The 19,625-nt window shown below is 71.2% G+C and carries 16 protein-coding genes; 8 read left to right on the top strand and 8 right to left on the bottom strand.

Going from position 1 to position 19,625, the window contains the following annotated elements; all coding sequences use genetic code 11:
- The first annotated feature begins 2 nt into the window (after positions 1-2).
- Genes ABEG17_RS18245 through mshC form a run of 4 tightly spaced genes read left to right on the top strand, consistent with a single transcriptional unit; the run spans position 3 to position 3,324 of the window.
- Positions 3-701, top strand: a complete 699-nt coding sequence (locus ABEG17_RS18245; RefSeq protein WP_406830907.1) for an MSMEG_4193 family putative phosphomutase — start codon at positions 3-5, stop codon at positions 699-701.
- Positions 702-711: 10 nt separating this feature from the next.
- On the top strand, positions 712-1,248 hold the full coding sequence (locus tag ABEG17_RS18240) for a DUF3090 domain-containing protein (protein WP_406830906.1): 537 nt from the start codon (positions 712-714) through the stop codon (positions 1,246-1,248).
- A complete protein-coding gene (locus ABEG17_RS18235) occupies positions 1,218-2,054 on the top strand; it encodes an SCO1664 family protein (RefSeq protein WP_406833234.1) in 837 nt (278 codons plus the stop codon). Before ABEG17_RS18240 ends, ABEG17_RS18235 begins: the two co-directional genes overlap by 31 nt.
- A gap of 22 nt (positions 2,055-2,076) precedes the next feature.
- Positions 2,077-3,324, top strand: a complete 1,248-nt coding sequence (mshC, locus tag ABEG17_RS18230; protein ID WP_406830904.1) for a cysteine--1-D-myo-inosityl 2-amino-2-deoxy-alpha-D-glucopyranoside ligase — start codon at positions 2,077-2,079, stop codon at positions 3,322-3,324.
- A gap of 35 nt (positions 3,325-3,359) precedes the next feature.
- On the opposite strand, the gene ABEG17_RS18225 is transcribed toward mshC, so the two are convergent.
- Both ABEG17_RS18225 and ABEG17_RS18220 read right to left on the bottom strand, forming a co-directional pair.
- Entirely contained in the window at positions 3,360-4,079 is a 720-nt protein-coding gene (locus tag ABEG17_RS18225; RefSeq protein WP_406830903.1) for a VOC family protein, read from the bottom strand.
- Between the two features lie 94 nt (positions 4,080-4,173).
- Positions 4,174-5,025: a PAC2 family protein gene (locus tag ABEG17_RS18220; RefSeq protein WP_406830902.1), complete on the bottom strand. Its 852-nt coding sequence runs from the start codon at positions 5,023-5,025 to the stop codon at positions 4,174-4,176.
- A gap of 138 nt (positions 5,026-5,163) precedes the next feature.
- Here ABEG17_RS18220 and ABEG17_RS18215 point away from each other — a divergent pair, with 138 nt between their 5' ends.
- A complete protein-coding gene (locus ABEG17_RS18215) occupies positions 5,164-5,877 on the top strand; it encodes an HAD family hydrolase (protein WP_406830901.1) in 714 nt (237 codons plus the stop codon).
- 4 nt (positions 5,878-5,881) lie between these two features.
- Here ABEG17_RS18215 and ABEG17_RS18210 read toward each other — a convergent pair whose 3' ends face one another.
- The 3 genes from ABEG17_RS18210 to metH all read right to left on the bottom strand — a co-directional run bounded on the left by ABEG17_RS18210 (position 5,882) and on the right by metH (position 11,301).
- Positions 5,882-6,529 carry a GAP family protein gene (locus tag ABEG17_RS18210; protein ID WP_406830900.1) on the bottom strand — a complete coding sequence of 216 codons (648 nt, stop codon included), beginning with the start codon at positions 6,527-6,529 and terminating at the stop codon, positions 5,882-5,884.
- 62 nt (positions 6,530-6,591) lie between these two features.
- Complete coding sequence (locus ABEG17_RS18205) at positions 6,592-7,437, bottom strand: RecB family exonuclease (protein WP_406830899.1); 846 nt, start codon at positions 7,435-7,437, stop codon at positions 6,592-6,594.
- A 141-nt stretch (positions 7,438-7,578) separates the two neighbouring features.
- Positions 7,579-11,301, bottom strand: coding sequence for a methionine synthase (gene metH, locus ABEG17_RS18200; RefSeq protein ID WP_406833233.1), 3,723 nt, complete (start codon positions 11,299-11,301; stop codon positions 7,579-7,581).
- Positions 11,302-11,435: 134 nt separating this feature from the next.
- Between metH and ABEG17_RS18195 the strand changes: the two genes are divergently transcribed.
- The 3 genes from ABEG17_RS18195 (at position 11,436) to arc (ending at position 15,463) form a co-directional block, all read left to right on the top strand.
- Positions 11,436-12,563, top strand: a complete 1,128-nt coding sequence (locus ABEG17_RS18195) for a site-2 protease family protein (protein WP_406830898.1) — start codon at positions 11,436-11,438, stop codon at positions 12,561-12,563.
- A 44-nt stretch (positions 12,564-12,607) separates the two neighbouring features.
- A complete protein-coding gene (locus ABEG17_RS18190) occupies positions 12,608-13,645 on the top strand; it encodes a tRNA (adenine-N1)-methyltransferase (RefSeq protein ID WP_406830897.1) in 1,038 nt (345 codons plus the stop codon).
- Positions 13,646-13,717: 72 nt separating this feature from the next.
- On the top strand, positions 13,718-15,463 hold the full coding sequence (arc, locus tag ABEG17_RS18185) for a proteasome ATPase (protein ID WP_406830896.1): 1,746 nt from the start codon (positions 13,718-13,720) through the stop codon (positions 15,461-15,463).
- A gap of 87 nt (positions 15,464-15,550) precedes the next feature.
- Here the strand turns inward: arc and ABEG17_RS18180 are convergent, their stop codons facing one another.
- Genes ABEG17_RS18180 through ABEG17_RS18170 form a run of 3 tightly spaced genes read right to left on the bottom strand, consistent with a single transcriptional unit; the run spans position 15,551 to position 19,598 of the window.
- The gene (locus tag ABEG17_RS18180; protein WP_406830895.1) at positions 15,551-18,124 is read right to left on the bottom strand and encodes an AMP-binding protein; all 2,574 of its coding nucleotides are present in this window, start codon (positions 18,122-18,124) and stop codon (positions 15,551-15,553) included.
- 56 nt (positions 18,125-18,180) lie between these two features.
- Positions 18,181-18,612 carry a DUF3054 domain-containing protein gene (locus ABEG17_RS18175; RefSeq protein WP_406830894.1) on the bottom strand — a complete coding sequence of 144 codons (432 nt, stop codon included), beginning with the start codon at positions 18,610-18,612 and terminating at the stop codon, positions 18,181-18,183.
- Complete coding sequence (locus ABEG17_RS18170; RefSeq protein WP_406830893.1) at positions 18,609-19,598, bottom strand: ribose-phosphate diphosphokinase; 990 nt, start codon at positions 19,596-19,598, stop codon at positions 18,609-18,611. Before ABEG17_RS18170 ends, ABEG17_RS18175 begins: the two co-directional genes overlap by 4 nt.
- Positions 19,599-19,625: the final 27 nt, after the last annotated feature.

Here is a 19,625-nt window from a genome sequence, read left to right as displayed (position 1 = left end):
GGGTGCCCACCCTCCTGCTCGTCCGACACGGCCACTCCAGCGCGAACGGCGAGGGGATCCTCGCCGGGCGGCTGCCCGGCATCCACCTCACCGACCGTGGCCGTGAGCAGGCGCAGCACCTCGGCAAGCGCTTCGAGGGCGTTGCGCCGGTGCGCGTCGTGAGCAGCCCGCTCGAGCGCTGCCTGGAGACCGCGGAACCGCTCGCGCAGGCCGTGGGGCTCACCGTCGAGGTGGAGGACGACCTGCAGGAGTGCGCCTACGGCGCGTGGAGCGGCCGCAAGCTCGCCGAGCTCACCAAGGACCCCCTGTGGTCCACGGTCCAGGACGACCCCACCTCCGCCCGCTTCCCCGACCACGAGACGTATGCCGCGGAGAGCCTCACCGAGATGAGCGAGCGGGTCGTCGCGGCGGTCCGCCGCATCGACGCCGAGGTCGCGCAGGAGCACGGCGACAAGGCGGTGTGGGTGGCGGTGAGCCACGGCGACCTCGTCAAGGCGCTCCTCGCGGATGCCACCGGATCGGGCCTGGGGCACTTCCAGCGCTACACGGCCGACCCGGCCTCGGTCTCGGCCATCCGCTACGGCGGACGGCACACGTTCCTGCTGGCGGCGAACGAGCTGTCCCCCGACCTGCAGCGTTTCGTACCTGCCCCCGACGCCCCGGCGACGGGTGATGCGCAGGTCGGCGGGGGAGCCGGTTAGAGTTTTGTCCATGTCGCTGCTCGAGTTCGACCCGCCGGACCGGTTCGTCGCCGGGACCGTCGGACCCCCCGGCCAGCGGACCTTCTTCCTCCAGGCCAGCGAGGGGCGCCGCATCAGCAGCGTCTCGCTGGAGAAGGAGCAGGTCCTGGTGCTCGCGACCCGGATCAACGACCTGCTCGACAGCTACGCCGGCGGCAGCGGCGCGGACCACGCCGCCGCGGAGGTCGTCGACAACGCGCCGTTGGACACCCCGATCGAGGACGACTTCAGGGTCAACACCCTGGCCCTGGCGTGGGACGAGGACCGGCAGGTCGTCATCATCGAGGCCCTCGACCGCGACCCCGACGAGCCCGAGGCCGGTGACCCCGAGGTGCTGGCGTCGGAGCCACGCCAGGTGCGCGTGGTCCTCAGCCCCGCCCGGGCCAGGGCCTTCGCGCGACGGGCCCAGTCGATCGTGGCGGCGGGCCGTCCTCCGTGCCCGTTCTGCGGTGGGCCGTTGGAGACCGAGGGCCACATCTGTCCCCGCGCGAACGGTTACAAGCGCTGAGCCCGAGCCAGCCCGCGGAGGCGGTCCTGCTCGACGTCCTGTCCCGGGAGGACCTCGAGGTGGTCGGCCGGATCGCCGATGCCTCCAACTTCGCCGTGCTGGTCAGGGTCGGTGAGGACGGCCCTTACGCCATCTACAAACCCGTGCAGGGAGAACGACCCCTGTGGGACTTCCCGGACGGGACGCTCGCCGGCCGTGAGGTCGCCTGCTACCTCATCAGCGCCGCAGGTGGCTGGGACGTGGTGCCGCCGACGGTCCTGCGATCCGGTCCGCAGGGACTCGGGTCGGTGCAGGCGTGGGTGGGCGACCCCGGCGACGAGCCGAAGCACCCGGTGGACGTCGTCGCGCCCGGCAAGGTCCCGAGCGGATGGCTGCCCGTGCTGCGCGGCGAGAACGAGCTGGGCGAACCGGTCGTGGTCGTGCACGAGGACAGCGCCCCGGCGCGCTCGGTGGCTGCCTTCGACGCCCTGGTCAACAACTCCGACCGCAAGGGCTCGCACCTCGTCCGCGACGGCGACCGGCTGCGCGGGTTCGACCACGGTGTCAGCCTGCACATGGAGCCCAAGCTCCGCACGGTGCTGTGGGGGTTCGCGGGGGACCCGCTCCCCGATGCGGAGCTGGCCCGGATCGCCGCGGTCTGCGACCTCCTCGAGGACGAGGAGTCCGAGCTGCGGGTCGACCTGGACGCGCTGCTGACGATCAACGAGGTCGCCGCGCTGCTCCGCAGGGGGCGCCGGTTGCTGGACCGCGCGGCATACCCCATGCCCTCCGGGCAGTGGCCGGCCATCCCGTGGCCGCCCCTGTGAGCGACCGACGTAGAGTTCCGCTGTGATCTCCTGGCCCACCCCGTTCCTCCCCGCCGTTCCCGGCACCGGCCACCCGGTCCAGGTCTTCGACACCGCGACGGGCCAGGTGCGGCCACTGGCTCCCGGACCGACCGCGCGCATGTACGTCTGCGGGATCACCCCGTACGACGCGACCCACATGGGGCACGCGGCCACGTACGTGACGTTCGACGTCCTGGGGCGCGCCCTGCGCGACGCCGGGCACGAGGTCGAGTACGTCCAGAACATCACCGACGTCGACGACCCCCTGATCGAGCGGGCCGAGCGAGACGGCGTCCGCTGGCAGGACCTGGCGTCGCGCGAGATCGCGTTGTTCCGCGAGGACATGACCGCCCTGGCCGTCATCCCGCCCGACCACTACATCGGTGTCGTCGAGAGCATCGAGCCCGTCGCGGCGGCGGTCCGGGGGCTGCTCGCCTCGGGCGCCGCCTACACGGTCGAGACCCCCGACTCCGAGGGCGACGACCTCTACCTCGACCTGACCAGCGACGAAGGGTTCGGGTCCGTCTCGAACTGGACCCGGGAGCAGATGCTCGCCGTCTACGCCGAACGCGGCGGTGACCCCGACCGTGAGGGCAAGCGGGACGCCCTGGACCCGCTGCTGTGGCGCTCGGCGCGTGACGGTGAGCCGTCCTGGGAGGTCGAGGGCCTCTCGGCCGGCCGTCCGGGCTGGCACATCGAGTGCACCGCCATCGCCCTCGAACACCTCGGCATGAGCTTCGACGTGCAGGGCGGTGGCACCGACCTCGTCTTCCCGCACCACGAGATGAGCGCGTCCCAGGCCGTCGTCCTCACCAAGGACCGGCCGTTCGCCCGCACCTACGCCCACCAGGCGATGGTCGGCCTCGACGGCGAGAAGATGAGCAAGTCCAAGGGCAACCTCGTCCTGGTCTCCAGGCTCCGCGCCGACGGCGTCGACCCGATGGCCATCCGGCTCGCCCTGCTGTCGCAGCACTACCGCACCGAGTGGTCCTGGACCGACGACCTCCTGGCGCAGGCGCAGACGCGGCTCGCGACCTGGCGTGAAGCACTGTCGGTCAACGCCGCGCCCGACTCCGAGCAGACCATCGAGCAGGTGCGTCGACACGTCGCCGACGACCTCGACACCCCGGGGGCGATCGAGGCGGTCGACCGCTGGGCCAAGGAGTGCCTGACCCGCGGTGGCCGCGACGCCACGTCCGCAGGCGTCCTGGCCCGCGCGCTGGACGCCGTCCTCGGCGTCCGGGTCTGAGGCTCCGCACCTCCCGGCCCTCGCCCCGCAGATCCTCAGGACCTCGCTGGGAGCACGCAGAACTCGTTGCCTGAGGGGTCCGCGTGGAGCCGCCACGGCAGCTGCCCCCACGCCGGGTGGAGCTCCCGGCCGCCTCGCTCGGTGATCCCTGCCGTCAGGGCCTCGGGGTCGTCCCCCTGCTCCAACCGGATGTCGAGGTGGATCCGGTTCTTCGTCGCCCCCTTGGGGTCCAGCTCCGGCACCAGCTCGAGCAGTGGACCTCGCAGCGACGGGTGGCGCAGCGACCTGGGCGCGGAGCCGCTCACCTCGGTCCAGCCGGTCAGCCAGGTCCAGAACTCCGCGTCCCGGTCGGTGTCCGCCGAGTCGAGCGGAAGCGCCGCGACGGGTCCGCTGCCGGTGTACTCGGCGCGGTCCTCCATCACACAGAAGGGATTGCCCTCGGGATCGGCCAGCACGACCCAGGGCACGTCGCCCTGACCGATGTCGAGTCGTCGGGCGCCCAGGCCGAGCAGGCGATCGACCTCCTCGTCCTGGCGGGACCCCCCGGCCAGGTCCAGGTGGAGCCGGGGCGGGGCTGGACTCGGCTCCTGGACACGCTGGAAGCACAGGTCCAGCACCGGACCGCCCTCGACGGTGAGCCGCGTCTCGAGGCCGGCGGGCTCGTCGGTCAGTCGCTCTCCGCCGACCACGGCCTCCCAGAAGCGGCCCACCACCTGCGGGTCGCGAGCATCGAAGACGAGGTTCTCGAGGTACATGAGCCCACCGTAGGTCCCCACGCACGCGACGTCGCGGGCATTTCCACCGCTGGCTGCCCCAGCGCCAGGTCGTCCCGCGCGCCCTGCGGACGGACTAGCCGGGGCCGTCCTGGCCCCGGCGGCGCAGGTAGCGCTCGAACTCGCGAGCGATGGCGTCCCCACTGGCCTCGGGGAGGTCGGCGGTGTCCTGCGCCTCCTCGAGCGACTGGACGTACTCGGCCACCTCGTCGTCGGTCTCGGCGAGCTCGTTGATGCCCCGCTCCCACGCCTTGGCCCCGTCGTCGAGGTCGCCGTGCGGGATCGGGGTGTCGAGCAGCTCCTCGAGCCGGGAGACCAGAGCCAGCGTCGCCTTGGGCGAGGGCGTGTGCCCGGCGTAGTGCGGAACGGCGGCCCAGCACGAGATGGACTGCAGCCCGGACTGCGTCGCGGCATCGGCGAGCACCCCGACGATGCCGGTGGGTCCTTCGTACCGGCTCGGCTCGAGGTCGAACCGGTGCAGGACGTCCTCGTCGTCGGACGTCGCGGTGACCGGGATCGGCCGGGTGTGGGCCACGTCCGCCATCAGGGCGCCGAGGGTGAAGACCGTGCTCGCGCCGACCTGCTGGGCGAACTCCATCAGCTCGATGGTGAAGGCACGCCAGCGGAACGACGGCTCGATGCCCTGGATGAGCACGACGTCGCGCTCCAGGGTGTCGCTGGACGCGACGAGGATGCGGGTGGTGCGCCAGTGGATCCGGCGCCGACCGTCGTCGAGGACGACCCGCGGCCGGTTGACCTGGAAGTCGTAGTACTCCTCGGGGTCGAGCGCCGCGATGGCTTCGGCGTCCCACACGTCGATGAGGTGGTCGATGGCCGCGGTGGCGGCCTCGCCAGCGTCGTTCCAGCCCTCGAAGGCGGCGATGACGACCGGGTTGTTCAGCTCCGGAACGTCTTCGAGCTCGATCACTGTTCCTCCTAGGCCGGTGCCGGCGGCACACCTCGTCGACCCAGCCTACGGTCCGGGCCGCAGCCCTGCGGGAGAGGCTGCGTATAGTCGGGCGCGCCGTCCCGGCCACCCCCATCGACCGCTCGGAGCCCCTGCACCATGTCGTCGTCCAGCACCGCTGCCGTCACCTCGACCGGAGGCCTGCCCGCCGCGGTGCTCTGGGACATGGACGGCACCCTCGTGGACACCGAGCCGTACTGGATCTCCGCCGAGCACGCGATCGTCGAGGAGGCCGGAGGGGTCTGGAGCGACGAGTACGCCCACCAGCTCGTGGGCAACGACCTCATGGTCTCGGCGCAGTTCATCCGGGACAACAGCCCGGTGGAGCTCGAGCCGGTGGAGATCATCGAGGAGCTGCTGCGCCGGGTCGTCCTGCAGGTCCGTGAGCACGTGCCGTGGCGTCCGGGCGCGATCGAGCTGCTCGACGCGCTGAACGCCGCGGGGGTCCCCAACGCACTGGTGACGATGTCGTGGCGCTCGCTCGCCGACAGCGTCGTCGGGTCGCTGCCCGAAGGCACCTTCGCCGCCGTCATCACCGGTGACGAGGTCGAGCACGGCAAGCCCCATCCGGAGCCCTACCTCGCCGCCGCCCGTTCCCTCGGTGTCGACGTCGCTGACTGCGTGGCCATCGAGGACTCACCGACCGGCGTGCGCTCGGCCGTCTCCGCCGGTGTGCCCACGATCGCGGTGCCGCACGTGGTCCCGGTCCCGGTCACCGTGGGGGCAGTCCAGGTGCCGAGCCTGCGCGGGGTCACCCCGGCCGACCTGCGCAGCCTGTTCGTCGGAGTGCGCGGCGACGGAGCGCGTCACTGACCGACTACGTGGCGAGCTGGGTCAGCACGCCGTGCACGACCAGGTAGCTGCCCGCCGCCAACAGCAGGATGTCGATGGCTCGCTCCCGGTGGGAGTTGATCCACCTCTTCAGTGCGCCCAGCCACGCCGCGGTGCGCTCCGGCGCGCGGCCGGCCAGCACGTGGGCGGTGACGTAGGTCGAGGTCGACACCACCACGACCATCGCCGTGCCGAGCAACCTTCCGGCGGCGTTGGTGGTGGACGCGAGGACGGCAGCGACGGCCCCCGCCACGACGGGCCATCCCTGCAGTCCGGCGGCGATCAGTGCCGCCCCGACCGGGCCGAGGGTGTCCTCCTTCGGCCGGGCGACATCTTGAGGCACCGGGGTCGACCGGTCCCGCCGGTGCCGGTGGACCAGGTAGGCCAGGGCCACGACGCCCAGGGCGATCTGGAGCAGGCCGGCCGAGCTGATGAGCGTCGACACGTCGCCCGACGTGCTCCTCCCGGCAGCGAGCGTCACCACGAGGGCCACGACACAGGCGCAGAGCGCCCAGCCGGCGATGAAGCCCAGGGTGTTCCTGCGCCCTCCTCGCGAACCGAGCACGGCGATGAAGGCGATGATCCCGAGCGGCTCGATCGCAGCGAGGAGCGCGAGGCCCAGCGCGGAGGTCATGCTGCAGCATGGCACCCCGTCGTGGGTCCGTGGGAGCTGTCCGGACCGAGCGGGTCAGCAGCTCACTCGTCGGCGGGGGCGACCTGACCCGACACGGCTGGGTTGAGGGCGATGAGGGCCGCGTTCTCCGGCAGCGGAGGGGGAGTGCCGCCCCAGGCCGGGCAGAACTCGCGGAAGTCGCACCAGTCGCACAGCTTCGACGTCTTCGGGCGCCAGTCGCCGGTCGTGGCGGCCCGCTCGATCGCCGTCCACACCGCCTTGAGGTTGCGCTCGAGGCTCAGCAGGTCGTGCTCGTCCGGGGCGTAGCGGACGACCTCGCCGTTGCCGAGGTAGACGAGCTGGAGCAGCCGCGGGATCTCCCCGCGCAGCCGCCAGAGCACCAGCGCGTAGAACTTCATCTGGAACAGCGCCTTGCCCTCGAACAGCTCGCTGGGGGACCGGCCGGTCTTGTAGTCGACGACGCGCATCGCCCCGTCCGGGGCGACGTCCAACCGGTCGACGTAGCCACGCAGGACCAGGCCGTCGACATCGGTCTCGACGTAGAGCTCGCGCTCGGCCGGCTCGAGCCTCGTGGGGTCCTCCAGCGTGAACCAGGTCTCGATCAGTGCCTGCGCGTCGCTGAACCAGCCGTCCTCGGTGAGCTTGGAGTCGTCGGCGATCATCGCGGCGAGCTCCGGCTCCTCCTCGACGAGGGCGGTCCACTGGGGTCCGAGCAGGGCCTGCGCCGCTGCCGGCGTGCGCTCGTCGGCCGGCAGGTCGAACAACCGCTCCAGGACGGCGTGCACGAGCGTCCCCCGCGCAGCGGCTGGGCTGGGCGGCGAGGGCAGCTTGTCGATCGTGCGGAACCGGTAGAGCAGCGGGCACTGCTTGAAGTCGGACGCACGGCTCGGCGAGAGGGCGGGAACCATGACCCGCACTCTAGGTGCCGTGACCGACACGGCCGGGGCGGCCGCGCCATACCTGTGGATCGCACGCCGGGTCGATGTGAACCCGCCCGGATTCCCGGGCGGGTTCACATCGACCCGCAGGCGAGAGAGGGCGGAGGGGACTCAGTCCTCGGGCTGGTAGCCGAGGTTCGGGCCGAGCCAGCGCTCGGCCTCGCGCAGCGACCAGCCCTTGCGCTCGGCATAGTCCTCGACCTGGTCGCGCCCGAGCCGGCCGACGACGAAGTACTGCGACTGCGGGTGCGAGAAGTACCAGCCGGACACCGCGGCCCCGGGCCACATCGCCATCGACTCGGTGAGCTCGATCCCCGTACGCTCCTGCACCCCCAGCAGCTCCCACAGCAGCTGCTTCTCGGTGTGGTCGGGGCAGGCGGGGTAGCCGGGGGCCGGGCGGATGCCGACGTACTTCTCGGCGATGAGGTCGGTGCTGTGCAGGTGCTCGTCGGGCGCGTACCCCCAGAAGTCGTGGCGCACCCGCTCGTGGAGGCGCTCGGCGAACGCCTCGGCGAGCCGGTCGGCGAGCGACTCGAGCAGGATGGCCGAGTAGTCGTCGTTGGCGGCCTTGAAGTCGGCGACGCGCTCGTGCGACCCGAGCCCGGCGGTGACGGCGAACGCCCCGACGTGGTCGGACAGGCCGCTGTCCTTCGGCGCGACGAAGTCCGACATCGCGCGGTTCGGCACGCCGTGACGGTGCTGCCCCTGCTGGCGCAGCGTGTGGAGCGTGGTCGCCACGGTCTCGCGCGAGGAGTCGGCGTAGACCTCGATGTCGTCACCGACCGAGCTCGCCGGGAACAGCCCGACCACGCCGCTGGCACGCAGCCACTTCTCGTCGATGACCCGGTCGAGCATGCGCTGGGCGTCCTCGAAGAGCTTGGACGCGGCGTCGCCGGTGGCGGGGTTGTTGAGGATGTCGGGGAAGCGCCCCTTCATCTCCCAGGCGAGGAAGAACGGCTGCCAGTCGATGTAGTCGCGCAGCTCGTCGATCGGGTAGTCGGCGAGGGTCCTGACGAACTGCGTGACGGTGGGGCTGCGGTGACCCGACTGCCGACGGAGCAGCTCCTTCTCCTGGGCGGCGACGAGGCGGGGCACCGGCGGACGGTAGCCGGCCCAGTCGATGGGCGTGGCCTTCTCCCGTGCCACCTCCAGGGGCACGAGGGGGCGCTCGGTCGACTTGGCCGCGTGCCGGGCCCGCAGGGCGTCGAAGTCAGCCTTGACGTCGGCCATCAGCGCCTCGCGCTGGTCGTCGGCGAGCAGCTTGGACACGACGGGGACGGAGCGGGACGCGTCCTTCACCCAGACGACGGGCCCGTGGTACTGCTGGTCGACCTTGACGGCCGTGTGCGCCCGTGACGTCGTGGCACCGCCGATGAGCAGGGGCAGGTCGAGACCCTGTCGCTCCATCTCTGACGCGAAGTTGACCATCTCGTCCAGGCTCGGGGTGATCAGGCCGGACAACCCGATCACGTCCGCCTTCTCGGCCTTGGCGGTGTCGATGATCTTCTGGGCCGGCACCATGACGCCGAGGTCGACGACGTCGTAGTTGTTGCACTGCAGCACGACCCCGACGATGTTCTTGCCGATGTCGTGGACGTCGCCCTTGACGGTGGCCAGGACGATCTTGCCCTTGCTGCGGTTCTCGGCGACCTCGGCCTCGGTCTTCTCGGCCTCGATGAACGGGATGAGGTAGGCGACGGCCTTCTTCATGACACGCGCCGACTTCACGACCTGCGGCAGGAACATCTTGCCGCTGCCGAACAGGTCGCCGACGACGTTCATGCCGTCCATGAGCGGTCCCTCGATCACCTCGATGGGACGGCCGCCCCGTTCGCTGATCTCCTGGCGGAGCTCCTCGGTGTCGGACTCGGCGTGCTCGTCGATGCCCTTGACCAGTGCGTAGGTGATGCGTTCGCCGACGGGCAGCGACCGCCACTCCTCGGCGATGGCCTCCTGCTTGGTGTCACCGGTGTTGAACGAGTCGGCGATCTCCAGCAGACGCTCGGTCGAGTCGGGCCTCCGGTTGAGGATGACGTCCTCGATGCGCTCGCGGAGCTTCTCGTCGACCTGGTCGTAGACGACGAGGGCGCCGGCGTTGACGATGCCCATGTCCATGCCGGCCCTGATGGCGTGGAACAGGAAGACGGCGTGGATCGCCTCGCGGACGGCGTTGTTGCCGCGGAAGGAGAACGAGACGTTCGAGACGCCGCCGGAGACCAGGGCACCGGGGAGGTTCTCCTTGATCCAGCGGGTGGCCTCGATGAAGTCGGTGCCGTATGCCGCGTGCTCCTCGATGCCCGTGGCCACCGCGAAGATATTGGGGTCGAAGATGATGTCCTCGGCGGGGAACCCGACCTCCTGCGTGAGGATGTCGTAGGCCCGCTGGCAGATGACCTTCCGTCGCTCGAGCGAGTCGGCCTGGCCGTCCTCGTCGAACGCCATGACGACGACCGCCGCGCCGTACTTGCGGCACAGGCGGGCCTGCTCGACGAACGGCTCGATGCCCTCCTTCATGGAGATGGAGTTGACGATCGGCTTGCCCTGCACGCACTTGAGCCCGGCCTCGATGACGGCCCACTTGGAGGAGTCCACCATCAGCGGGACCCGCGAGATGTCGGGCTCGCTCGCGACGAGCTTGACGAAGCGGTCCATCGCGGCGACGCCGTCGATCATGCCCTCGTCCATGTTGATGTCGATGACCTGCGCGCCGGACTCCACCTGCTGACGGGCGACGTTGAGGGCCGTGCCGTAGTCCTCGGCCTGGATGAGCTTGCGGAAGCGCGCCGAGCCGGTGATGTTGGTGCGTTCGCCGACGTTGACGAACAGCGACTCCTCGGTGACCGTCAGCGGCTCCAACCCGGAAAGGCGCAGGGCGGGGGAGACCTCGGGGACGACGCGGGGAGCCTTGTCGCTGGCGGCCTTGGCGATGGCGGCGATGTGGTCCGGCGTGGTGCCGCAGCAGCCACCGAGCAAGTTGACCAGCCCGGCCTCGGCGAACTCGCCCACCACGGCGGCCATCTGGTCGGGGAGCTCGTCGTACTCACCGAAGTGGTTCGGCAGCCCGGCGTTGGGGTAGCACGACACGAAGGTGTCGGCGACGCGGGCCAGCTCCGCGGCATACGGGCGCATCTCCTCGGCACCGAGCGCGCAGTTGAGGCCGACCGCGATCGGGCGCGCGTGGCGCACGGAGTTCCAGAACGCCTCGGTGACCTGGCCCGACAGCGTGCGCCCGGACGCGTCGGTGATGGTGCCGGAGATGATGACCGGCCAGCGGCGGTCGTGGTCCTCGAACAACGTCTCGAGGGCGAAGATCGCCGCCTTGGCGTTGAGGGTGTCGAAGATCGTCTCCACGATGAGGACGTCGGCGCCACCGTCGACGAGGCCGCGGGCCTGCTCGGTGTAGGCGTCGACGAGCTCGTCGAAGGTGACGTTGCGCTTGCCGGGGTCGTTGACGTCGGGGGAGATCGACGCGGTGCGGTTGGTCGGGCCGAGCGCGCCGAGCACCCAACGGGGCCGGTCCGGGGTCTTCGCGGTCATGGCGTCGCAGGCCCTGCGGGCCAGGCGCGCCGACTCGAGGTTGATCTCGTAGGCGAGGTCCTCCATGCCGTAGTCGGCCAGGGAGATCTTCTGCGCGTTGAAGGTGTTGGTCTCGACGAGGTCGGCCCCCGCCTCGAGGTATGCCGTGTGGATGCCGGCAATGACCTCCGGCTGGGTCAAGGACAACAAGTCATTGTTTCCCTTGAGGTCGCTCGGCCAGTCGGCGAACCGGTCGCCCCGGTAGTCGTCCTCGCCGAGGCCCTCGCGCTGGATCATCGTGCCCATGGCGCCGTCCATGACCAGGATCCGCGTCGTGAGGGCGGACCTCAGCTGGTCGGTGGCGTCGGGCTGGAATGCGGGTGAGTCGGGCACCGATCAAGTATGGACCGGTGCCGCGTCCTGCGTACGGAGGGTTCACGTACTGTCAGGGCATGACGACTGCCGCCCGCGGGCGCCCTGCCTCCGAGGACGGACAGGAGAGCGGCCTCGGGGTCCGCATCGCGCGCGTCGCGGGCATCCCCGTCTACCTCGCGCCCAGCTGGTTCGTCATCGCCGTCGTCATCACCGCGATCGTCGCCGCGCCCCTGCTGCAAACCCGCCCGCTCGTCGGCATCGGCATCGGCATCGGGCAGGCCCTGGTCCTGCTCGTGTGCGTCCTGGTGCACGAGGCCGCCCACGCCGTGACGGCGCGCCTCGCGGGGATGCCGGTCGTGCGGATCGTCGCGAACCTCTGGGGCGGCCACACGTCGATGGAGGCCGGTCGCACGACGCCGGGGCGGATGGCCCTCGTCGCCGCTGCCGGGCCCGCGTCCAACGCCGTCTTCGCCGCCCTGGCGTGGATGGCTCTGCCCTCGGTCACCGGTGACGTGTCGGGTCGGTTCGTCGAGGGCCTGGTCATCATCAACGGCTCGCTCGCCGTCCTCAACATCCTTCCCGGTATGCCGCTGGACGGCGGGCAGGTGCTCGAGTGCCTCGTCTGGAAGGTCACCGGCGACCGTAACAAGGGTTCGGTCGTGGCCGGCTGGAGCGGTCGCGTCCTCACCGTTCTCGGAGTCCTGTGGTTCTTCGTCCGGCCCCTGGTGCAGGGGCAGCCGGTCGACTTCAGCCGGATCTGGGTCCTCCTCATCGCCTCCATCCTGTGGGCCGGTGCCACCGACTCGATCCGGCGCGGCCAGACCCTGGCCACCATCGGCAGGATCCGCCTGGCCCAGGTGATGCGTCCCGCGGTCGCCGTGCCGGACACGGCCCGGCTCGCCGAGCTCCCGGCCACCCCGGGCAACGAGCTCGTGGTGGTCGACGGTCGGGGACGGCCCACGGCATACGTCGACGCCGCGCACCTCTCCTCCGTGCCACCGGACGCACGCCCCCACACGCCGGTCAGCGCCGTTGCCAGCCACCAGGACCCCGGCTGGGTCATCGACGCGGACCCTGCGGGTGACGTCATGCCGGCCCTCGCGGTGCTCCAGGAGTTCGGGATCACGGTCGGCGCGGTCGTGCACCACGGCCGCGTCGTCGGCGTGGTGCACGCGGCCGACATCGGCCGGGCCCTCAACGGCTGAGGGCGGTCCGGGGTGCCCCCGACGGAGAACTAGACTTCGCCGCCATGAGCAGCACGCCGGACCAGACCCCGCCCGCCGCCACCGGTGCCCACCTGCGCCGCGGCACGTTCTCCGCGGGCGAGCGGGTGCAGCTGACCGACCCGAAGGGGCGCCTGCACACCATCACCCTGGAGGCCGGTCGCGAGTTCCACACCCACCGCGGACGCCTCCTGCACGACGACCTCATCGGTAGCCCGGACGGCTCCGTGGTCAAGAACACCGCCGGGGTCGAGTACCTCGCCCTGCGCCCGCTGCTGTCCGACTACGTGATGTCCATGCCTCGCGGCGCGGCGGTCGTCTACCCCAAGGACGCCGGCCAGATCGTCACCATGGCCGACATCTTCCCCGGCGCCCGGGTGGTCGAGGCGGGTGTGGGTTCCGGCGCCCTGTCGATGAGCCTGCTGCGGGCCGTGGGCGAGACCGGCCACGTGCACTCCTTCGAGCGGCGCGAGGACTTCGCCGACATCGCCAAGGGCAACGCCCGTGCCTTCTTCGGCCAGGACCACCCGGCGTGGCAGGTCACCGTCGGCGACCTCGTCGAGGAGCTGCCGCAGCACGTCGAGCCCGGCAGCGTCGACCGCGTCGTCCTCGACATGCTCGCGCCGTGGGAGTGCCTCGACGCCGTGGCCGACGCGCTGCTGCCCGGCGGTGTGCTCATCTGCTACGTCGCCACGGCCACGCAGCTGTCCCGTGTCGCCGAAGGGGTCCGGGAACACGGGGGCTACACCGAGCCCGAGGCCTGGGAGTCGCTCGTCCGTGGCTGGCACCTCGAGGGCCTCGCGGTGCGTCCCCAGCACCGCATGCACGGTCACACCGGCTTCCTCATCACCACCCGCAGGCTCGCGCCCGGCGTGACCCCGCCGCTGCGCAAGCGCCGCCCCGGCAAGGGCTCCGTCGACGAGGACGGCGCGCCCGTGCAGGACTCGAGCTTCGGCCGCGAGGGCGAGTTCACGCCCGAGGACATCGGCGAGCGCGTCCCATCAGACAAGAAGATCCGACGGGTTCGCCGTTCTGTGACTGAAACGTCCACGCCGCCGGAGTAGATCGGGGTTAGGTTGGCGTATCGGCCGTCCCCGCACGGTCGATGACCGAGGTTCGCCACCGAGGGAGTCGACATGACCGACCAGAGCCACCCCCACACCCCTGACCACCGGGACGAGCGCCGCCAGGCGGAGCTCCTCGCCGAGGAGGTCGCCGCCCTGCGGCAGCGGCTCGCCGACGCGCCGGTGCGCTCGCGTGAGCTCGAGACCAGGGTCCTGCAGCTCCAGTCCAACCTGGCCACCATCTCCTCGCAGAACGAACGCCTCGTGCGCACCCTCAAGGAGGCGCGCGAGCAGATCGTCACGTTGAAGTCAGAGGTCGACCGGCTCGCCCAGCCCCCAGCGGCGTATGGCGTGATCCTCGAGTCCTACGACGACGCCACCGTCGACATCCTCACCGGCGGACGCAAGATGCACGTCGCCGTGAGCCCGGCGGTCGACCCGGCCGAGCTGTCCAGCGGGCGCGAGGTGCGCCTCAACGAGGCGATGAACGTCGTGGCGACCTGCGGGTATGAGCGCATCGGCGAGGTCGTCATGATCAAGGAGCTCCTCGGCGAGGGCCGTGTCCTGGTGGTCTCCCACGCCGACGAGGAGCGGGTCGTCCGCATGGCCGACTCGCTCGAGGGCGAGCCCATCCGGGTCGGCGACGCGCTGATGCTCGAGTCGCGGTCGGGCTTCGTCTACGAGCGGATCCCCAAGGCCGAGGTCTCCGAGCTCGTCCTCGAAGAGGTCCCCGACATCGACTACGAGGACATCGGCGGCCTGGCCGGGCAGATCGAGGCCATCCGCGACGCGGTCGAGCTGCCCTACCTGCACCCCGACCTGTTCACCGAGCACCAGCTCAAGCCCCCCAAGGGAGTGCTCCTCTACGGGCCGCCCGGGTGTGGCAAGACCCTCATCGCCAAGGCCGTCGCGTCATCGTTGGCCCGCAAGGTCGCCGAGAAGGAGGGCAAGCCGGTCGGCAAGTCGTTCTTCCTCAACATCAAGGGCCCCGAGCTGCTCAACAAGTACGTCGGGGAGACCGAGCGACACATCCGGCTGATCTTCCAGCGGGCCCGCGAGAAGGCGTCGGGCGGCACGCCGGTCGTGGTGTTCTTCGACGAGATGGACAGCCTGTTCCGCACCCGCGGCTCGGGCGTCTCCTCCGACGTCGAGACCACGATCGTGCCCCAGCTGCTCTCGGAGATCGACGGCGTCGAGCGCCTCGAGAACGTCATCGTCATCGGCGCCTCCAACCGCGAGGACATGATCGACCCGGCGATCCTGCGCCCTGGTCGGCTCGACGTGAAGATCAAGATCGAGCGCCCCGACGCCGAGAGCGCGCGCGACATCTTCACCAAGTACCTCACCGCGGACCTGCCCCTGCACCCGCACGACCTGTCCGAGCACGACGGGTCGGCCCAGGCGACGGTCGACGCCATGATCACCGCCACGGTCGAGCGGATGTACTCCGAGATCGAGGAGAACCGCTTCCTCGAGGTCACCTACGCCAACGGCGACAAGGAGGTCCTCTACTTCAAGGACTTCAACTCCGGGGCGATGATCCAGAACATCGTGGACCGGGCCAAGAAGATGGCCATCAAGGACTTCCTCACGGTCGGGGCCAAGGGCATCCGGGTCGACCACCTGCTCGCGAGCTGCGTGGACGAGTTCAAGGAGAACGAGGACCTGCCCAACACGACCAACCCCGACGACTGGGCCCGCATCTCCGGCAAGAAGGGCGAGCGGATCGTCTACATCCGCACCCTGGTCACCGGCAAGAGCGGCACCGAGCCGGGCCGGTCGATCGACAACGTCGCCAACACGGGGCAGTACCTCTGACCCCACCCGTTTGCAGCTCCCCGGTTTGGGGGTAGGTGGGTGAGCCATGGCTCACGCACCTACCCCCAAACGCGTTTGGGGCGACGGTCAGGCGCGACGCAGACGGATGACCACCCGGCTGGCGGCCGACTCCACCCGCGACCACAGCCGCCAGTAGGCCACGCCCACGGCCAGCGAGGCGGCCATGGCCAGCACCGAGCTGACGTGCATGAGGTGCGGGTAGACCACGAAGTGCGTGAGGTAGACGAACAGGCTCGCGCTGGCCACGACCGCGGCGGCGCGGCCGAGGAACGCCGGGAGCACCATCGTCGGCACCCAGATGAGGACGAGCAGTCCCACGATGATCGTCACCTCGCGCATCGGCATCGACGGCCAGAACCCGGGCACCGTGAGGACGGGGATCGCCGACACGAGCAGCCGCTGGGCCGTCGTCGTGGCCCTCGCCGCCGCCCAGCCGGTGGCGAACAGCCAGATCAGGACGTAGGCGTTCGCGCCGCGGTAGGGACCGGCGTCGGGCACCACCACGGCATACCGGGTGAGCAGGCCGAGGCCCACGAGCGCGACGGGGAAGGCGAACGGCCGGCGGCGCTCCCAGCGGTCCACGGCGGGCACGGCCATGAGGGCGGCGGTGCCGAGCAGCAGGGCCACCACGGCCTCGATGAACCAGTAGTGCCAGTGGTCCGACCACCGGGACCAGTCCCCGAGGACCTGGTTGAGCAGCAGCACGTTGCGCCAGTCGTAGGTGCCAGCGACCACGGCCACGACACCGATCCACGCCGCGCTCGGGGCCCAGATGCGCAGGGCGCTGCGCACGACCCCCTTCGCGCGCTCGGCGCGGCTGCGGCCGGTGAGCTGGAAGCGCGCGAGGTTGAAGCCGGCCAGGGCGAGCAGGGTGTGCGCTCCGCCGGGGACGAACGACAGGTGCGTGTGGTTGGCCAGGATGAGCAGCACCGCCACGGCACGCAGCACGACGCTGGTCTCGACGCGGTGCAGCCACCTCCGGGAGGGCCTGCCCGCCGACGGGGCGGCGACCACGAGCTCGCGGGGGGCCATGAGGTGCCACCCGGTGGGCAGCGCGTCCAGGACCCGCTCGAGCCGCAGGGACACCTCGACGTAGGACAGCGAGTCGCCGCCGAGGTCCACGAAGCTCGTGCCCTCCGTGGCCTGCGGTGCGTCCAGCAGCTCGCGGTAGAGCGCGACCACGCGCCCGAGCTGTCCCTCCTCGTCGGACCCGGGCAGCTCCGTCGAGACGGGGAGCGCCTCCCGGTGATCGCCCAGCAGATCGGTCATTCGGGGGTAGTCGGGCTTGCCGTTGGCCAGGCGCGGTGCCCGCTGCCCGTCGAGGACGACGACCCCCGACGCGGGTATGCCGTGCAGCCGGCGGAGCACGTCGGTCACCTGCGCCCCGGCGCCGGATCGTTCGGCCAGCACGCCGACCGCGTCACCGAGGTCGACGCAGTGCGTCGGCTGGCCGGCGTCGCGCAGGTCCTGCTCGACCTGCTCGAGGTCGATCCGCAGCCCGAGGACCTTGGCGAACCGGCTGCGTCGTCCCACGATCTCGACCAGGCCGTCCGGGCCGAAGCGGGCGAGGTCGCCGGTGTGCAGCTCGAGGACGTCGCGACCGCGGCGCAGGTCCCCGGCGTCCTCGGCGTAGCCGAGCATGACGTTGGGGCCGGAGTAGACGAGCTCGCCGAATCCGCAGTGGAGCTCGCCGAGCGGCTCGATGCGGAAGGACCCGCCGGGCACCGGGACGCCCACGGAGTCGGGGCGATGCTCCACGAGGTCCGGGGGCAGCACGGCCATCCGGGCGGTGGCCTCGGTCTGGCCGTACATGACGAACAGCTCCCAGCCCTGCTCGCGTCCGAGCCGGGCGAAGCGCTGGACCGTCTCGGCGGCCATCCGGCCGCCGGCCTGCGTCACGGCGCGCAGCGACGGGTGCCGGCGCTGTGCGAACCCGCTTCGCTCGAGCAGCTCGAAGGTGTGCGGCACTCCGGCCACGGTGGTGGCGGCTGTGCCGTCGACCAGCTGCCAGAAGCACGGGTCCACCACCGAGAGGTCGGTCAGGACGATCCCGGCTCCGGTGGCGAGGTGGCTGTGCACCACCGACAGCCCGTAGCAGTAGTGCAGCGGGAGGCTGGTGACCGCGCGGTCGGTGGGTCGGATCGCCAGGGCCTGCGCGATGGCCTCGGCGTTGCTGCCGAGGTTGTCGTGGGTGAGGCGCACGACCTTCGGCGACCCGGTCGACCCCGACGTCGGCAGCAGGAGCGCCAGGTCGGGGTGCAGGGTGTGGATGGACCCCTCCCGGCGCTGAACGACCTGCCACCCCTGCGGTCCGCGCCCGGCCACGACGTCGGGGTCGTACGTGTCGGCGAGGCGGTCGAGGTGCTGGGGCCGGTCACCCGGGGCGAGGAGCGGCACGTGCCCGGCGGCCAGGGCCCCCAGGTGGGTGACGAGGGCGTCGAGGGTGTTGTCGGCGGCGACCAGGACGAGCCTGCGGCCGGTGCCGAGGGCGGCCGCGGCGTCGTCGACGAGGTCGGCCAGCGCGGCATACGTCAGGGTGCGGGAGCCGGTGTGCACGGCCGGGGCGTCGCCGCGGGAACGCAACGAGGCCACGAAGCCGACGGCCCCGCGGGCCGGGACGAGATGGGGGAGGGCAACCACGAGCAGGAGAGTATTAGGTAAGCCTTACCAAACTCAAATGGCCCGCACAGGTGCTGCTAACGGCGGGTGCCGCTGCCGCGGGCGGCCCGGGACCGCTCGGCCTCCCTCTCGTGGGACCAGCGGGCCAGGCCCTCGCCGACGAAGCGGCCCACCTCACGCACGCAGCGCCAGCCGACGACGAACAGGCCGAGCACGACCAGCGTGACCACGGCAAAGCTCCACGCGAAGCCGCCACCGGTGGCCACCCGCAGGCAGAGCCCGACCACCACGGTGGTCAGCCACACGACGACCGAGCCGGGCAGCCCGGTCGGCCAGGCGCCGCGGGCGCGCGCCAGCGCCCAGCCCAGCGCAAGGGCCGCGAGGAACGGCCAGGCGACCAGCAGGACACCACCGAGGGTCACGCCCTCCTCGTGGCTGGCGCGCCCGATCGTGGCGAACAGCAGGACGGCTGCTGCGTCGAGCAGGAACGCAGGGACGACCCGCCTCACACGCGCACCTTGTCGAACAACGTGGCCTGCGGAGGGGAGAGCGTCGGGTCGACGCCGTCGAACAGGCTGCTCACCGACTCGCCGGCGTGGATCCGCTTGATCGCCTCCGCGAACAGCTGGGCCACCGAACGGACCTGGAGCTCGGGCCAGTGTGCGGGCGCGGGCACGGTGTCGGTGGTGACGACCTCGCCGATCATCGGGTGGTCGCGCAGGCGCTCGACGGCCTTGCCTGCAAACAGGCCGTGGGTGCAGGCGACGTCGGCCCCGGTGCAGCCGAGGTCCCGCAGCCGCTCGAGGAGCTCGACGATCGAGCCGCCGGTGGCGATCTCGTCATCGAGGACGATGGCCCGCCTGCCGGTGACGTCACCGACGATGGAGTCGATGATCACCCGGTCGTCGGCCAGGCGTTGCTTGGACCCGGCAGCCACGGGCAGCCCCAGCAGTCGGGCGAACTGGGTGGCCGTCTTGGCGTTGCCGAGGTCGGGGGAGACGACGACGGAGCTGCTCAGGTCGCCCGCGCGGAAGTGGTCGGCGAGCACGCCGATGGCGGTGAGGTGGTCGACCGGCACGGAGAAGAAGCCGTGGACCTGCGGAGCGTGCAGCGTCATCGTCAGGACGCGGTCGACGCCGGCCGCCACGAGCATGTCGGCGACCAGGCGCCCGCCGAGGGAGATCCGCGAGGCGTCCTTCTTGTCCGAACGCGCGTAGGCGTAGTGCGGGATCACCGCGGTGATCTGTGCCGCGGACGCGCCCCGGGCGGCGTCGACCATGAGGAGCAGCTCCATGAGGTGCTCCTGCGTCGGCGGCACCAGCGGCTGGACGATGTAGACGTCCCGCTGGCGGCAGTTGGCCAGGAGCTGGGCCTGGAGGCAGTCGTTGCTGAACCGGGTGATGTCAGCGGGGGAGAGGTCGACGCCGAGGGCGTCGCAGATGCGTCGAGCCAGGGCGCGGTGGGCGCTGCCGGAGAAAACCACGATGTCCCGCATGACGCTCCTCGGTCGACCGATGATGCA

The organism is Pedococcus sp. KACC 23699 (assembly GCF_045348425.1).
Classification (GTDB): Bacteria; Actinomycetota; Actinomycetes; order Actinomycetales; family Dermatophilaceae; genus Pedococcus.
Note: the sequence above shows the minus strand (reverse complement) of the source record. Positions and strands in the feature narration are given on the sequence as shown.

Bases quoted from the DNA above. Each gene is read 5' to 3' on its own strand.
- ABEG17_RS18240 (WP_406830906.1), top strand. From the start codon at position 712: ATGTCGCTGCTCGAGTTCGACCCGCCGGACCGGTTCGTCGCCGGGACC.
- ABEG17_RS18225 (WP_406830903.1), bottom strand. From the start codon at position 4,079: ATGTACCTCGAGAACCTCGTCTTCGATGCTCGCGACCCGCAGGTGGTG.
- ABEG17_RS18215 (WP_406830901.1), top strand. From the start codon at position 5,164: ATGTCGTCGTCCAGCACCGCTGCCGTCACCTCGACCGGAGGCCTGCCC.
- ABEG17_RS18210 (WP_406830900.1), bottom strand. From the start codon at position 6,529: ATGACCTCCGCGCTGGGCCTCGCGCTCCTCGCTGCGATCGAGCCGCTC.
- ABEG17_RS18205 (WP_406830899.1), bottom strand. From the start codon at position 7,437: ATGGTTCCCGCCCTCTCGCCGAGCCGTGCGTCCGACTTCAAGCAGTGC.
- metH (WP_406833233.1), bottom strand. From the start codon at position 11,301: ATGGACGGCGCCATGGGCACGATGATCCAGCGCGAGGGCCTCGGCGAG.
- ABEG17_RS18195 (WP_406830898.1), top strand. From the start codon at position 11,436: ATGACGACTGCCGCCCGCGGGCGCCCTGCCTCCGAGGACGGACAGGAG.
- ABEG17_RS18190 (WP_406830897.1), top strand. From the start codon at position 12,608: ATGAGCAGCACGCCGGACCAGACCCCGCCCGCCGCCACCGGTGCCCAC.
- arc (WP_406830896.1), top strand. From the start codon at position 13,718: ATGACCGACCAGAGCCACCCCCACACCCCTGACCACCGGGACGAGCGC.
- ABEG17_RS18170 (WP_406830893.1), bottom strand. From the start codon at position 19,598: ATGCGGGACATCGTGGTTTTCTCCGGCAGCGCCCACCGCGCCCTGGCT.